This is a genomic window from Nonlabens ulvanivorans, from assembly GCF_000732625.1.
GTDB classification, from domain to species: Bacteria; Bacteroidota; Bacteroidia; order Flavobacteriales; family Flavobacteriaceae; genus Nonlabens; species Nonlabens ulvanivorans.
Window position 1 is genome coordinate 141,630 of record NZ_JPJI01000032.1, and the last position, 15,772, is coordinate 157,401.

Annotated in this window: 15 protein-coding genes; 3 read left to right on the plus strand and 12 right to left on the minus strand. The window is 34.8% G+C overall.

Annotated features, from left to right (window positions below):
* Nucleotides 1-59 precede the first annotated feature (59 nt).
* From queA to IL45_RS07890, 11 genes are all read right to left on the minus strand, one after another.
* Nucleotides 60-1,112: a tRNA preQ1(34) S-adenosylmethionine ribosyltransferase-isomerase QueA gene (gene queA, locus IL45_RS07840; protein ID WP_036582475.1), complete on the minus strand. Its 1,053-nt coding sequence runs from the start codon at nucleotides 1,110-1,112 to the stop codon at nucleotides 60-62.
* A 67-nt stretch (nucleotides 1,113-1,179) separates the two neighbouring features.
* The gene (locus tag IL45_RS07845; protein WP_036582478.1) at nucleotides 1,180-2,457 is read right to left on the minus strand and encodes a 3-phosphoshikimate 1-carboxyvinyltransferase; all 1,278 of its coding nucleotides are present in this window, start codon (nucleotides 2,455-2,457) and stop codon (nucleotides 1,180-1,182) included.
* A 2-nt stretch (nucleotides 2,458-2,459) separates the two neighbouring features.
* Nucleotides 2,460-2,789, minus strand: a complete 330-nt coding sequence (locus IL45_RS07850; RefSeq protein ID WP_036582480.1) for a nucleotide pyrophosphohydrolase — start codon at nucleotides 2,787-2,789, stop codon at nucleotides 2,460-2,462.
* 52 nt (nucleotides 2,790-2,841) lie between these two features.
* On the minus strand, nucleotides 2,842-4,866 hold the full coding sequence (locus IL45_RS07855; RefSeq protein ID WP_036582482.1) for a DUF3857 domain-containing protein: 2,025 nt from the start codon (nucleotides 4,864-4,866) through the stop codon (nucleotides 2,842-2,844).
* Nucleotides 4,866-6,776, minus strand: coding sequence for a DUF3857 domain-containing protein (locus IL45_RS07860; RefSeq protein ID WP_036582486.1), 1,911 nt, complete (start codon nucleotides 6,774-6,776; stop codon nucleotides 4,866-4,868). The genes IL45_RS07855 and IL45_RS07860 overlap by 1 nt, the downstream gene beginning before the upstream one ends.
* Before the next feature lie 81 nt (nucleotides 6,777-6,857).
* A complete protein-coding gene (gene dtd / locus IL45_RS07865; RefSeq protein WP_036582489.1) occupies nucleotides 6,858-7,310 on the minus strand; it encodes a D-aminoacyl-tRNA deacylase in 453 nt (150 codons plus the stop codon).
* Nucleotides 7,307-8,311, minus strand: coding sequence for a ribosome small subunit-dependent GTPase A (rsgA, locus tag IL45_RS07870; protein WP_036582491.1), 1,005 nt, complete (start codon nucleotides 8,309-8,311; stop codon nucleotides 7,307-7,309). The genes dtd and rsgA overlap by 4 nt, the downstream gene beginning before the upstream one ends.
* An 82-nt stretch (nucleotides 8,312-8,393) precedes the next feature.
* Complete coding sequence (locus tag IL45_RS07875; protein WP_036582493.1) at nucleotides 8,394-9,476, minus strand: bifunctional 3-deoxy-7-phosphoheptulonate synthase/chorismate mutase type II; 1,083 nt, start codon at nucleotides 9,474-9,476, stop codon at nucleotides 8,394-8,396.
* Entirely contained in the window at nucleotides 9,466-10,326 is an 861-nt protein-coding gene (locus IL45_RS07880; protein ID WP_036582497.1) for a prephenate dehydrogenase, read from the minus strand. The genes IL45_RS07875 and IL45_RS07880 overlap by 11 nt, the downstream gene beginning before the upstream one ends.
* Nucleotides 10,323-11,486: a pyridoxal phosphate-dependent aminotransferase gene (locus tag IL45_RS07885; protein WP_036582500.1), complete on the minus strand. Its 1,164-nt coding sequence runs from the start codon at nucleotides 11,484-11,486 to the stop codon at nucleotides 10,323-10,325. Before IL45_RS07885 ends, IL45_RS07880 begins: the two co-directional genes overlap by 4 nt.
* Entirely contained in the window at nucleotides 11,483-12,295 is an 813-nt protein-coding gene (locus IL45_RS07890) for a prephenate dehydratase (protein ID WP_036582503.1), read from the minus strand. Before IL45_RS07890 ends, IL45_RS07885 begins: the two co-directional genes overlap by 4 nt.
* 339 nt (nucleotides 12,296-12,634) lie before the next feature.
* Here IL45_RS07890 and gldA point away from each other — a divergent pair, with 339 nt between their 5' ends.
* Genes gldA through IL45_RS07905 form a run of 3 tightly spaced genes read left to right on the plus strand, consistent with a single transcriptional unit; the run spans nucleotide 12,635 to nucleotide 15,010 of the window.
* A complete protein-coding gene (gene gldA / locus IL45_RS07895) occupies nucleotides 12,635-13,546 on the plus strand; it encodes a gliding motility-associated ABC transporter ATP-binding subunit GldA (protein ID WP_036582506.1) in 912 nt (303 codons plus the stop codon).
* A gap of 18 nt (nucleotides 13,547-13,564) precedes the next feature.
* Nucleotides 13,565-14,362 carry a tRNA pseudouridine synthase A gene (locus tag IL45_RS07900; protein WP_036582509.1) on the plus strand — a complete coding sequence of 266 codons (798 nt, stop codon included), beginning with the start codon at nucleotides 13,565-13,567 and terminating at the stop codon, nucleotides 14,360-14,362.
* A 48-nt stretch (nucleotides 14,363-14,410) separates the two neighbouring features.
* Nucleotides 14,411-15,010 carry a DUF2911 domain-containing protein gene (locus IL45_RS07905; RefSeq protein WP_036582512.1) on the plus strand — a complete coding sequence of 200 codons (600 nt, stop codon included), beginning with the start codon at nucleotides 14,411-14,413 and terminating at the stop codon, nucleotides 15,008-15,010.
* Here IL45_RS07905 and IL45_RS07910 read toward each other — a convergent pair whose 3' ends face one another.
* Complete coding sequence (locus IL45_RS07910; protein WP_036582515.1) at nucleotides 15,011-15,772, minus strand: GIN domain-containing protein; 762 nt, start codon at nucleotides 15,770-15,772, stop codon at nucleotides 15,011-15,013.

A 15,772-nucleotide genomic window follows, 5' to 3' on the forward strand; every position in this document is an offset into this window, starting at 1 on the left:
ACAAAAAAACCGCTTAGAATGGCTCTAAGCGGTTCGTTGTAAGATTAATTGTATATAATTTAGTCAACTATCAACATTGCATCTCCATAAGTAGAGAATTTATATTCTTCTTTAATGGCTACATCATAAGCTTTTTTCAATAAATCATAACCTGCAAAAGCTGCTGCTTGCATCATCAAAGTTGACTTAGGATGATGAAAATTTGTAATCATAGCATTTGCAATACTAAAATCATAAGGCGGGAAAATAAATTTATTAGTCCAACCATCAAAAGTATTTAAACGACCATCACTACTTACGGCGCTTTCTAGAGTACGCATGGTGGTTGTTCCTACCGCACATACATTCTTTCTATTATCTATAGCTTTATTTACTATAGCACGTGTTTCTTCAGTAATTTCTGCCTGCTCACTATCCATTTTGTGTTTAGATAAATCCTCTACTTCCACCGGAGCAAAAGTTCCTAAACCTATATGCATAGTTACCGCAGTTCTATGAATACCTTTAATTTCTAAACGTTTTAATAAATGCTTTGAAAAGTGTAAACCTGCAACAGGTGCTGCAACAGCGCCTTCATTAGTTGCATAGATAGTTTGGTAACGTTCTTCATCTTCTTCTTCAACCTCGCGACCTAGTTCTCTAGGAAGTGGAGTTTCTCCTAGATCTTTCAATTTCTGACGGAATTCTTCATAACTACCATCAAATAAAAATCTCAAAGTTCTTCCTCTTGAAGTTGTATTATCAATCACCTCTGCTACTAGGCTTTCATCTTCACCAAAGTAAAGTTTATTTCCTATTCTTATTTTTCTCGCTGGATCAACTAGAACGTCCCACAACTTTGTAGTAGGGTTTAATTCTCTTAAAAGAAAAACCTCGATACGTGCACCTGTTTTTTCTTTATTACCATAAAGTCTGGCAGGAAACACACGTGTATTATTAGTTACAAAAACATCGTCTTCTTCAAAATAATCGAGAACATCTTTGAACATTTTGTGTTCAATTTCACCCGTTTTTTTATGGAGTACCATAAGTCGCGACTCATCTCTATTTTCTGCAGGATGTTGCGCAATCAAATTTTCTGGTAGTTTGTAACCGAATTGAGATAGCTTCATGTATTCATTTTATATTGAGATAACAAATATACGATTGTGGAATAGGCGTTGTCAAGTAAATCGACACTTAAATTTCTGTGATATTGACATTTACCCGTTTTAAATCGTTCCAAAACTGTGGATAGCTTTTTGTGACCACACCTGCATCTTTAATTAACAATGAAGTCCGACAGGCAACTGGCGCAAATGCCATGGCCATTCTATGATCATCAAAAGTATCAATCACAACAGGCTCGGCATGTTGTTCTAGAGGTATACAGGTTAATGTTATAGTATCTTGGGTTGTTTCTATTACGCTTTCGCGAAAGCGAGATCCCACATCTTTTAAGGCCGCTATACGATCTGTTTCTTTTATGCGTAGGGTATGAAGTCCAGTAAGATGAGCGTCAACACCTAATGCTAAACAGGTGGCAAATATAGTTTGTGCTTGATCTGGCTCATTCACCAGATTAATCACGATGCGTTGCGCTACCTTTTCAGACCTCTTAGTTAATATGAGTTGATTATTATCAAAGCTAGTTTGAACTCCAAATGCCTCGTAATACTCGCTTAACTTACTATCTCCTTGGACTGACTCTTTAAAGTAATGTTGTAAAGTTAATTGATAACCTGTGTCCTGTAAAGCTACCCAACTATACCAATAGCCAGCGCTACTCCAGTCACTTTCTACTGTTAATGATTTTTGAGATGTAGAATTCAAAGAACTGATTGAGATCAATTCTGATGGTGATTTATCATCTTTTTCAACTGAAATATCAATCTGTGACCAGTTTACAGTCACGCCTATAGATTGTAGGTGACGTACCGTCATTTCTATATATGGCCTTGAGGTTAACTTACCTATTAACTCAATTTTTAATCCATTTTCCAGCGATGGTGCTATGAGCATTAAAGCAGTTATATACTGACTAGATACACTGGCATCTAACTTAACCGCTGTATCATTAATATGTCCACCTTCAATTTTTAGCGGTGGATAACCTTCTTCATTTACATACTCAATTTTTGCACCTATAGACCTTAATGCATCGACTAATACTGCTATAGGTCGTTGCTGCATGCGCTGGCTTCCAGTTATGGTGACCAGACCTTTTTTACTTGCATAATATGCAGTAAGAAAACGCATTGCTGTACCAGCATGACCTATGTCAACATGATTTTTTTGAGACATTAATGCCTCTTGCATATGTATTGTATCATCACTATTAGAAAGATTGACAATTTCTAATTCGGGATATAGAGCTTTGAGAATAAGTAAACGATTACTTTCACTTTTTGAGCCTGTTATGGTAAAGACAACCTCTTTACTTAACGAGTCTAAGGGCTTTTCTAATAATAAATCCATGACTAGCCTTTGAGTTTATCATTATTGTGATGCCTGTCATGATCACGCTCTGTTTTAATTTGCAGTTTTTTTTCAAAAGCGGTTTCAAGATCAGTTCCTGTTTGATTTGCGAGACATAGCACTACAAACATAACGTCAGCGAGTTCTTCTCCTAGATCTTTGTTTTTATCGCTTTCTTTCTCGCTTTGCTCTCCATATCTTCTTGCGATAATACGAGCAACTTCACCTACTTCTTCGGTAAGTTGTGCCATGTTAGTAAGCTCGTTAAAATAACGCACTCCATGATTTTTGATCCAGTTGTCAACTTGCTGTTGTGATTCTTTGAGGCTCATAGTCTTAATTTGAAGTTCAAAGTTAACGACTATCTTTATGAAATGAGGATTCTTAAATTTTCTTTAGCACTATTTTTTCGGCATCCTTTTCTACTACAGATGCATAGAAATCTCTGAAAGCTTTATAATCAATAGACAAAACCACCGAAGTATCCATATTAAAAGTTGCCACCGTGGTTATTATATTATTTGAAATTTTTGTGATGTATTTATAATACCCTTTATTCAAGTAAACGTAGTTAACACTTTGTGGCATAGACTCTACCTCATAGCCATCTGGTATCGCTAAGTTAACAATCGTTTTAACTTCAAGTGGATAAGATAAATCTAAAGGAAGATTACGCCTTGGTAAACTAAATGGGTTTTCTTCATTTGCTTCAAACAATAATGGAGTTATATAGAGCTTATCTCCTATTTCATCAACAGCATCTTTATAAACAACATCAAAACTATAATTTAAATACTCGTTTGTAGAATTCATGTCATCTACCTTAACATCGGCAACTTGTAATCCTACGTTATCATTAACTAAGTATTCTTCAATATCTTCTTGGTTTGCATTTTGATTTTCATTTCTGGATCTTAAAGCCATATACTGTGATAGTCTTTTCTTTGCTTTACCAGCGATTAATCCTTCTTCATCTAATGATAGATTGAGCAATACTATTTCTTGTGACTTTTGGTTTTCTGTAAGTTTAACCCAATCAGAAGCTCCATTTTCTTGAACTACTCTACCTTTCCAATTTGCAGCACGTAGAGGAATTAAATTAGGTCGCGCAAATTTTTCAGTGGCATCTAATAAGATTTTTTCTCCATTAATAATTACTTGTACGATTACATAATCAAACCCTTCACGAGTAGGAAAGATAGGCACACCATTATCATCTGAACTTACTAATACTGGATTTGCATTTACACCAGCTTTTTTAAGCATTGAGACTAGTAAGAGATTTACATCTGCTACAGAACCGGATCCATCTTTATAGGCACTTTTAAGTCCGTCGCGAGTAAAAACTCCATAACGTCCATTCCATTTGACTTTAGATTTCACAAATTCATAAATAACCTCGGTCTTTTTAAGATCGCCCATCGTGTCATCGAGAATGCTTTCTAAATCTTTTTTATAAAAACTGCTTTTCTTAATAGCACTACCGAACCTGTCACTGTCGTAAATAGTTTTTGCGACATCTCTCCAACTGGACGCATACTCCTTAGACACTTGTCCATTAGTAAACCTAGTCGCTGCAATATTCATTATTAATTTTGCACGATATCTTTGTGCTCCACCAGACATAGGCTCAGCAGCTAAAGCCGGAATGTTTTTTGTTGCTATCCCTATACTTTTACCGCTTATTCTTAATTGCTCAGTTTCTATATCTGATCCAAATTCTTCATCTTCTTCAGCCGTAATTTTTGATCCCGAGATTCCTTCTCCAAAATCAGAAGCATTAAAAGCTACTTTGTACACAGCTCTAGGATTAAAAACTACATTATATACAAACTGTCTAGGGAACAATATTCCTGCCTCTAGATTTAATATCGGTATTTCATACTGTAAGTATAAGTCATCAATATATGCTGTATCAGAACCTATTGTGTAAGTATACTCAATTACAGAGCCTACTTTAACATCAGGCATAGTAAACGATTTAGATTTATAAAATTCATTAATATCTTTATCAAAAATCGCATCCTTACCTAATTCAGAACTCTCTACTTTTCCATCGATTAAATTGTACGTGACACCTTCTAAATCAACGACATATTCTTTAGCATTACCTTTTTGATACAGACTTATTTGTTCAGTTGCATATTCTAATCCGTCTTGGTTCTCAATTCTAATTCTTTTATGAACTATGCGCATTTGCCCAAACTTAGCTCCAGGATAAAATTTAATCAGCTCTCTATTAAGGACATACACAGCATCAAAGTCGTTACTTTTATCTACAGTCTCTACTGAAAAATCCAATACAGAAACTCCTTTAAAGTCAAGATTTAATTCTTCATCAGCTCCTTGAGCTGCTACATTAATAATGTAAAAACTTATTAATGAAAGTGCTATTATTAATTTTTTCATTAGTCTACTTTTAAAACTGCTTTAGATTTATCGTGTTTTACTAAGGTTGCTCTAAATTCTCGATAGGCTTCATAATCATCCTTATCAAAATAACCTTTATTAATTCTCAAATACCTGTGCACCTTAAGTTTTCCATCACCAGAATCAGTAATACTCAACTTATATACTCCAAACTTAGAATTGATCTCAACAGGCTCAGGAAGAGCATCTATAGACAATCCATTTTCTAGATTAATCTCGTAAACGTCAGTATCTATATAACCACGATCTATTTCAAAATCATTTTGTCTGTTTTTATATCTAGTCGGTTCATTTTCATTACGGTTAAAAAATACGGGCTGTATGAGTAATAAATTCCCTGTTTTAGATCCATAACGACTTACTGTGACGCTAGCTTTCTCGACAACTTGAATTTGCTCTTTATCACTCAATGCGCTTGCATCTGTAATAGACAAACCATTTAAATGACTCCAATAACTTTTATACTTTTTAATTAAATCCTTTTTAGAGTATGTTTCTAGATGATCTCTAAAGGAGTATTGATAACCTCTTGTCACCATTTCTAAGCTAGCAGATGCACTACCATCCTTTTGAACCATTATCACAGCACTAGATTCTTGTGTATTATCTTCCGTTTTGTAAACAGTGGTATGTAAGATCTCTCCACCATTTTCAGTAACTACTAGCGCATCTCTATCATCGGTAAAACCAGCTATATAGCCAAATGGACTGGTTTTACTAGTACACTCTAGCCAGAAATCCTTCTCATTGTCTAGTTCTGGTACATATAAAATCATATGATTCCCCTGTGTTGAAGAAAACTCACTGTCTATATTTCTTATATTATTACCACCATATATTACTGCATGATAAGATGATATGCCTACTTCATTAAGTAAGGCTTTTGTATAATTTGATAAACCTTTACAATCCCCATAAGACATGTTATGCACTTCGGTAGCATCAATAGGCTTCCATCCACCGATACCTACTTGTACACTTATATAACGAGATCTATCTTGCATGAATTCGTAAACTATTTTAGCTTTTTCCTTCTCTGTTTTAGCATTTATAGTAAGATCTTTTATTTCCTTTTTAACACTTTCAGGCAAGATTCCAACATCTGACAATAGTTGATCATTCATCCATTTTCCAAAATCTGACCATTCATTATTCATACCATCAACACCTTGCATTTTAAACTGCTTAAGCGCAATCTTAACAAAAGGTCCGTAAGTAGTAAAATCAGGACTATATGACTGATAGTCAACTGCAGGTAAATTAGTAGCAGTATAGTCTAACAGACCATTTTTTGAAATTTCATATTCAGCTAAATGTGACTCTTTAAATTTAATTTCAATATCAGACTCATTAATAACCTTAAAGGAAGAAAGTTCTGTACTCGTATTATAATACTCAAGTGGCATCCATGACGGTAAAAATGCAGTAGACTTTAATAAAACGGTAGATTTAAAATGAACTGTAAAAGGATAATCACGTGGTGTATAATCCAGATATTTCACTCTATTATCACTGTATAATGTTCCACTACTTACAGAACTAACATCTTTAAAGTCTCCGTTTTTAAATCTAGTCACTTTATTCCCATCAGCATCATAAATAGTAGCTTCCATTTTTTTAATTTTGGTACTACTATCGTAATGTTCAATGGCATTAATATCTCTTTCACCATCTTTATTAAGAACAGTTACTAATCGATCTGTTACCACCTCTACCTCATCATAGTCTTTAATTGTAATAATTATATTACTATTCCTTACAACGGCGTTTGCGTTTACTTTGAGTTCTTTTGGTATAGTATGACTTTCAAAATCAGCTTCTTGCTGGGCATAACAATTAGTCCATCCTACAATAAGAAATAAACTAATTAAGAGTAACTTATTTTTCATAAGCCACAATTACCGAAAAAAAAATGAGTGATAAAATAAATATGTAAGAAATAGCTGTTAAAAAACGCTTAAAGAAAATAGTTAATCCTTTTTCTTACTATCCATTACAATAGTAACAGGTCCGTCATTTACGAGAGCTACTTTCATATCTGCACCAAAGATTCCTGTTGGGATTGTTTTATCCAGCTTTCGCGAAAGCGTGCTCACAAAACTTTCATATAATGGTATAGCCACCTCTGGTCTAGCGGCATTAATAAAACTAGGCCTATTTCCTTTTTTTGTACTGGCATAAAGTGTGAACTGAGAAATCACCAATGCGTTTCCACCTATACCACTGATGTTCAAATTCATTTTACCGTCTGAATCTGAAAAAATGCGCATTCCAGCAATTTTATTTACGAGCCAATCGATGTCTTCTTGAGTGTCTTCTACAGTAATACCAAGTAAAATAAGTAGCCCATGATCTATGGCTCCATGGACTAGACCATCTATAGTAACACTTGCTTCACTGACCCGTTGCAAAACTACTCTCATGGTGTGGTATATTTATCTGCACGATAATTATCCTCATCTCCATTAACAATTTGCACATAGCTCTCATAACGACTCAAATAGACTTCTCCTGTCTCGACAGCTTCTTTAACAGCACATTTAGGTTCTTCAAGGTGTAAGCAATTATGAAACTTACAGCTCTGACTAAGTTCAAAAATCTCTGGGAAATAACCGCCTATTTCTTCTTTCTCTAAATCTACAACACCGAAACCTTTAATACCTGGTGTATCAATAATGCGAGCATTAAAATCGAGATCAAACATTTCTGCAAATGTAGTTGTGTGCTGTCCTTGTTTATGCTGTAAGCTTATAGCTTTAGTTTTTAATTCTAGTCCTGGCTGGATTGCATTTGCAGTAGTACTTTTACCAGCACCACTATGGCCAGCAAACATGCTGGTTTTACCCAGCATCTTCTCTTTTACTAAATCTATATTTTTACCTGTTGCTGCACTTATCGCAATGCATTCATAATCAACAGATTTATATAACTGCATTAAAATACGCACCTGATCCAGCTCAGTCATCGCTAGCATTTCTTCACCAGTTTCTGGATCTAACACCACTTCATCTTGATCATCGTTATAAGTATCTACTTTATTAAAAAGTAAAATAACTGGAATTTGATAAGCTGCCGCACTTACTAAAAAACGATCTATAAATGAGGTAAATGTAGGTGGATTATTTAAAGTGACTATCAAAAAAACCTGATCCACATTTGCTGCGATAATATGGGTTTGTTTAGATAGGTTTACAGATTTGCGCACGATATAATTATCACGTTCTTCAATCTCATTAATAATTCCTATTTCTTCATCTCCTTTTTTCTCGATTTCAAATTCTACTCGGTCACCTACAGCCACAGGATTAGTACTCTTGATTCCTTGTAGTCTAAATTTACCTTTTATACGACATGAATACATCGCACCATCAGTACCTTTTACTTCATACCAGCTTCCTGTTGATCTATAGACGGTTCCTTTCATTTAAACTAACTGCTTTATTTCTAGAAGTCAAAATTAGGTTAATTATATATAGTGCTGCCAGAACATAAAATCTTTACCGCAATTATTTATTAATTACTTTCTCTTGATGGTTGATAGATTCTTGATGAACCGCTTTAAAAACTCTAAGGATAAACTCTTCACTTAAACCTTGTTCTTCACCAGCAAGAATCATTTTACCTAAAATCTCGTTCCATCTTTTAGATTGAAGAACTGCTACATTACGCTCTTTTTTTAAGGCTCCGATCGCATCAGCTGTTTTCATTCTTTTACCCAAAGTCTCAATAATATTGCTATCTATTACATCGATCTGCGCTCTTAAAACACCTAGTTTAGATTGATATCCTACCTCATCATCTTGTTCTTTTCTAATGCGTAAGTCTTGAAAAATTTGCAACAATGTTTCTGGAGTTACTTGCTGTGCCGCATCGCTCCATGCATTATCAGGATCATAATGTGTTTCAATCATCAATCCATCATAATTAAGATCTAGTGCGGTTTGTGATACTTCAAAAATCATATCTCTCTTACCAGTAATATGGGATGGATCGCATATCAATGGAATATCTGGGAAACGTGTTTGAAAATCTACCGCAATTTGCCATTCAGGTATATTACGATATTTTGATTTTTCATAAGTAGAAAAACCTCTATGAATTACTCCTAGATTTTTAATATTAGCTGTATGAAATCGCTCAATCGCACCTATCCATAAAGCTAAATCTGGATTTACAGGATTTTTTACTAGCACCACTTTATCTGTTCCCTCTAAAGCATCTGCTATTTCTTGTACTATAAATGGACTTACTGTAGATCGTGCACCTATCCATAATAGATCGATGTCGTGTTCTAAAGCTAGTTCTACATGTGCTCTGTTAGCAACCTCTGTAGCAGTAAGCAAACCTGTTTCTGCTTTTGCTTTTTGCAACCATTTTAATCCTATCGCTCCTACACCTTCAAAGTTTCCTGGTCGCGTTCTAGGTTTCCAGATACCTGCACGTAAATATGTTACGTCGCTGTCTTTAAGCTCATGTGCAATTCTTAATACCTGATCTTCAGTTTCTGCACTACAAGGTCCAGCAATCACTATAGGATGCTCTAGGTTGTGATTATCTAACCAAGTTCTAAATTCCTTTTTATTTTCCATTTTCAATTCCTTTCAATATCGTTTTTATTCTATTTGTTTCTTCCATATCTTGAAATATGGATTGGTGATCGTTATTTTTTACGCTTTCGCGAAAGCGAGATAAATTCTCAATATATCCATCTAGACTAGCTAGTACATTTTCCTTATTCTGTGCAAATATGGGTGTCCACATGGCTGGAGAACTTTTTGCTAATCGTACGGTGCTTTCAAAACCACTGCCCGCGAGGTCAAATATATCACGCTCGTTTTCTTCTTCTTGAATGACCGTTTTACCTAACATAAAGCTAGAGATATGAGACAAATGTGACACATAAGCAATATGTTTATCATGTGCCGCAGGCGTCATGTATCGCACTCTCATTTCCAGTTTCTCAAACAACTCATTTGCCAATTCTTGCAATTTAAAGGTGGTTTTCTCTACCTCACATATAATTAGCGTTTTTTTGACAAATAAATTTGAGATGGCAGCATCTGGTCCAGAAAATTCAGTTCCCGCAATAGGATGTGCCGCAAGAAACTGCCTCCTGTTTTTATGATTTTCGACACTTTTACATATTGCTTCTTTGGTAGAACCTACATCTATAATTAGTGCATGTTCATTTACTAAGTCGAGCACTTGAGGTAAAACTTTTAAGGTTGCATCTACGGGAATTGAAATGATAACCAAATCTGCATTTTTCAACTCTTGAAATTGTGCCACTTCATCTATAATACCATTTTGCTTTGCTTTTTCTACATGAGCATCATTGTGGTCAATACCATAAAAAATAGCCTGCGGATAATGAACACGCAAATCTTTAAGTATGGATCCACCTATCAATCCAGTACCTATTAAATATACTTTTTTCATGCCTCGACTTTTTTAGTAACTCTGTGAATCATTTCTTGTATTTTATCTTCATTTACACAAAGTGAAAATCGCACATAACCTTCTCCATTCTTTCCAAAAATGCTTCCTGGTGCGATAAAAATATGGCTCTCATGTAGCAATTGATCTACAAAAGCTTTGTCATCTGTCATTCCATTTGGCAACTTGCACCAAACGAATAAACCACCATTTTGTTCTTGAGGTTGTATCTCTAATTTTTCAGCTAGCTGTATGGTTAAATCTCTTCTAATTTTATAGATTCTATTTTGATTTTCTATCCATACATCACCAGTTTTTAATGCTGCAATGGCGCCTTTCTGAACACCGTAGAACATACCACTATCCATATTAGTTTTTACTTTAAGAACTTCTTTAAGTAAAGTACTTTTACCAGTAAGCATTCCTACTCTCCATCCAGGCATATTAAATGTTTTGCTAATAGAGTTTAACTCTAGAACTACATCTTTTGAATGAGCTACTTGATGAACACTTATTTTCTCTTCATAACCTACACAACTATAAGGGTTATCATTTACAAGCAATATCTCATGCTTTTTTGCAAAATGAATCAGTTTTTCAAACAACTCTTTTGAACCTGCAACGCTAGTAGGCATATGTGGATAATTGACCCACATAATTTTTACTTTACTTAAATCAAGTAGTTCTAATTCTTCTAAATCAGGTAACCAATGATTCTCTTCTTTCAGAGCATATGTAACGGGCATAGCCTCACATAATCTAGTAGCGCTAGCATAAGTTGGATATCCAGGATCTGGAATTAAAACCGCATCTCCAGGATTAAGAAAAGCCATAGAAATATGTAAAACACCTTCTTTACTTCCCATCAACGGTATAATCTCCGATTCTGCATCTAGAGAAACACTATAATGCTTTTTATAGAACTGCGACATCGCTTCTCGCAGTTCTGGCAATCCTAAATAACTCTGGTAACCATGTGCTTTAGGATCCTGTAACGCAGCCGTTATTGCAGGTATAACCTGCTCAGGAGGAAGTAAATCTGGATTACCTATTCCTGCATTAATGATAGGTTTTCCTTCTTCTAATAAAGATCTTACCTCACGCAGTTTAGTCGAAAAGTAATATTCTTGAACGCTATCAAGTCTCGTGGCTGCTTTTATCATAACGTGTGTGATTTATAAATTCCTAGGATTTTTAAAGATTCTACAAGAATGCCTATTTCTAATTGCGCTTCTTTAAATAACTGCAGATTTTTAAACTCAAGATCTGCAACAAAAGAGAATAGAAATGGCTTCTCAATGATCGGAATAGATTGAATTTTTGTAACATTCATATCTAGATCTCCCAATTTGGTTAATATTTTTGCGAGACTACTAGGCTCATGATTAGCGGTAAAATTGATCGTCGCTTTATTAGCTTGTTCATCAATGATACTTTCCCTATTTACTACCACAAACCTAGTCGCATTATTCCTTACTTCTTGAATATCTTTTGCAACCACATCTAGTTCATAAAAAGCAGCCGCTTGTGAAGATGCTATAGCAGCAATTCCCATTTTGCTATCCCTTGCAATTCTTTGTGCGGCAGCTGCGGTATCATCAGTCTCAACCAACTTAATATGAGGATGCTTTCTGAAAAAAGATTGACATTGTAGTAAAGCCATAGGATGGGACTGCACCTCAAAAATATCTTCAAAAACCTGACCTTTCTGAGCCATTAATTGGTGTTCTATATTTAAATAATACTCTGCTGTGATGCACAGATTTTGTTCCTTTATTAAATTATAATTAGGCAAGATGCTTCCTGCTATAGAGTTACCTATTGCCATTACACCAGTTTGAACGTGACCAGTAGAAACAGCATTGACCAGCTGATCAAATGTGGAACATTCTAATAGCTCAACATTCCCATATAAAATAGACGCCACCTGATGATGATAAGAACCTTGAATCCCTTGTATTGCTACTTTCATTTAATTGTAAAAAAAAAGTCTTGATTAAATCAAGACTTTATTGTTAGTATATTTTAAATTTTCACAATACAGCCTTGTCTTCTATAAAATAGAAGTAAAATCCGTACCAGAAATAAGTTTTTGTGTTCATAATAGATGGCTAAAGTAAAATAGAATTTTTTAAATCAGGAGTTTTTTAAAAAAAATTATATAATTATTTAAAATCTGACGTTATTATTAGGAATAAAATCAGAATTCATTTGTGATATTTATAAGTGAGCTAGAGATTTTTATAAATATGCTTTCGCGAAAGCGTGTTAAAACACCAGACCTAATCTCCTCATTTCTTATCTTTACCTGATGTCTATAGAAGTTCAAAACATATCAAAAAATTACGGTAGCCAAAAGGCGCTCGATAAAATCAGTTTTTCTATTAAAAGCGGAGAAATTGTAGGTTTCCTAGGTCCTAATGGTGCCGGTAAATCCACCATGATGCGTATTTTAACGACTTACTTAAATCCGAATGAAGGTAGTGCTGCCGTTAATGGTCACGATATCTTAACGGCACAAAAAGAGGTTCAAGAATCTATAGGTTATTTACCTGAGAGTAATCCGTTATATCCTGAAATGTATGTGCGTGAATATTTAGATTTTAGTGCTGGAGTCTACCACATTAAAGATGCTAAAAACCGTATTACACAAGTTATAGAAGAAACTGGACTGACTTCTCACATAGGTAAAAAAATAAGCCAACTATCCAAAGGATACAAACAACGTGTAGGTCTTGCAAATGCGCTATTACATCAACCTAAAGTACTGATCCTAGATGAACCTACTACTGGATTAGATCCTAATCAACTGGTTGAAATACGTCAACTTATTAAAAAAGTAGGTGCGCATACGACCATATTATTATCCACACACATCATGCAAGAAGTAGAAGCGATGTGCGATCGTGTGATTATTATCAATAAAGGTAAAATTGTTGCCGACGATTATTTGAAGAACCTTAAAAGTGATGCCGCTCAAGTCATTGAGGTGGAGTTTGACTATAAAGTAGAACAAGAGTTATTGAATCGCATTACTAAAGTAAGAGAAGTAACTGATCTTGTCAAAGAACCTGGTTTCACATATTCTTTAAGATTTGAGACACAAGAAGATATGCGTAGTGCTGTTTTTGACTTTGCACATGATAATGAGTTAAAAATCTTATCGCTTAATAAAAGAAATAAAAATCTTGAGACGATGTTTCAGGAGTTGACTGGTGAGTAGAAATTCTCATCTTTGCACATGCAAAAACCGCAACGTCTTTATTACCTCATTAAATTACAGTATCTAGGATTCCGTTTTCATGGATGGCAAAAACAGCCTGACGTTCCTACCGTGGAAAAGATGGTAAAACGCACCTTGCGATTTGTTCTAGACCATCCTAATTTTAAAGTCCTTGCCGCTGGTAGAACTGATGCTCGTGTGTCTGTAAATGAAACCATTATTGAGTTATTTCTGGATGATGAAGCATTAAATCTAGATACTTTTCTAGCAGAATTTAATTTGAACTTGCCTAGCGATATTAGAGCACTAGCGATAGAAAAAACCAACGCACAGTTTAATGTCATTCAACATCCTAAAGAGAAGGAATATATTTATTTGTTTTCCCATGGTGAAAAATTCCATCCTTTTTGCGCATCCTTAATGGTGTACATGAAAACAGAACTGGATATTGAATTGATGAAAACCGCTTCAAGACTATTTGAAGGAACACATAACTTCTGGTCTTATACATATAAACCATCCGACACCACCGATACAGTAAGTACTGTGAATAGTTGTCTTATCGAAGAAAACACCTTGTTTACAGCTAATTTTTTTCCAGAAAAAAGTTATGCTTTTAGAGTAACCGGAATGGGTTTTAAGAGACATCAAGTGCGTTTAATGATGGGAGCTTTATTTGATTTGGGAATGCATAAAATTACACTTGACGATTTTAAAGAAACTCTGGATGGTAGTAAAAAGATACATTTATCTCATATCGCACCTGCGAGCGGATTAATGTTGTACCGTATGGAGTTAAGCAAAAGTGAATCGTGATATTTTAGTGATGGTTTACATTTATCTTTATCTCATAAAATAAATACTATGAAAAAGATACTTTTACTTCTAGCGATTGCCTTAATAAGCAGTAATCTCTATGCGCAAGATTTTATAGATCCAGATAAAAGCCCAATGGATGCGGCTTTCTTCCCTTCTCAAGCTGCAAAAAGACAATTTGCAAAAACTGAAGAGCAAAAAATGGCTCTTGAACCACAGATACGTGTTTTATATAGTAGACCATCATTAAATGGCCGCAGCATCTTTCGCACGACAGATAACCGCGAGGATGGAATCACAAAACTAGGTGAGTCATGGCGTGTAGGTGCAAACGAAAGCACCGAATTATTACTTATGAAAGATGTCATGATAGGTGGAAAATTAATTAAAGCTGGTCGCTACTCTATCGTTATTACTCCTAGTGAAAATGAATGGACCGTTCACATCAACTCAGAAAATGATGGTTGGGGAAACTACAGCCATAAACCAGAACTTGATCTTGTTACCGTAACAATTCCTGTAACTAAAGATTCCAAGAGCTTAGAACAATTAAGTATTGCGTTGTACTCACCTAAGAATGACAATACTGTACATTTAAAGATAGGATGGGGAACTTACAGAGCTGAATTACCTATTGTACTACAATAATTAATTTTTGATAATCAATCTGCCTTGCCAGGTTTCTTGAACGTTTACAGAAACTGGAGCAGACTCTAGTATTACATCGCCGTAGCCCACAATGCTACCGGCGATGTTTTGTTTTACATCAATTTGCCAATTGTGTGTGCCGCGATGATAAACTTGCGCATTCTGAATTTCTAGATCAGTAGCAAATAGCTGTCCATCACCAGAATACCATTCTAATGAAGCAGTGTTTACTTGACCTGTAAGATAAAAATTACTTAAATTATTTGTTACGATTCTAAAATTATCGACATCTAAATCTAGATAAAAATTACCGGTAGTGTGATATAGGTCTTCTTCTTGGGCGTCTTCAGAATACAAGGTTAAGCTTGGATAATTTAAAGTTCCTATACTACGGGTATCTTCTCCGGTACTGGATCTAATCTCAGTCAAGTTAGGTGCTATAACCGTAACAGTAGTGATTCCGTAATCTCTCACTAGATTACAGCCGTTATTATTGACAATGATAAGTTGATTATCCTGTACCTTTATATCTATATCATTCAATAAATTCTCTCCAGTTTCTACAATCACCTTGTATTCTGGACCTTGCTGCACAAGTAATCTTGTTCTTTCATAAACAAGTACTCTTTCAAAAGATTCTACACTTAATTCTTGACGTACTAAATCACCAGCGGCTTGTGTACAATTCAAACCGTTTTCAGAATCACAACTGGATATAAAAACCAGCAGAAATACTATACTTATTTTAAAAAATGTTCTCAT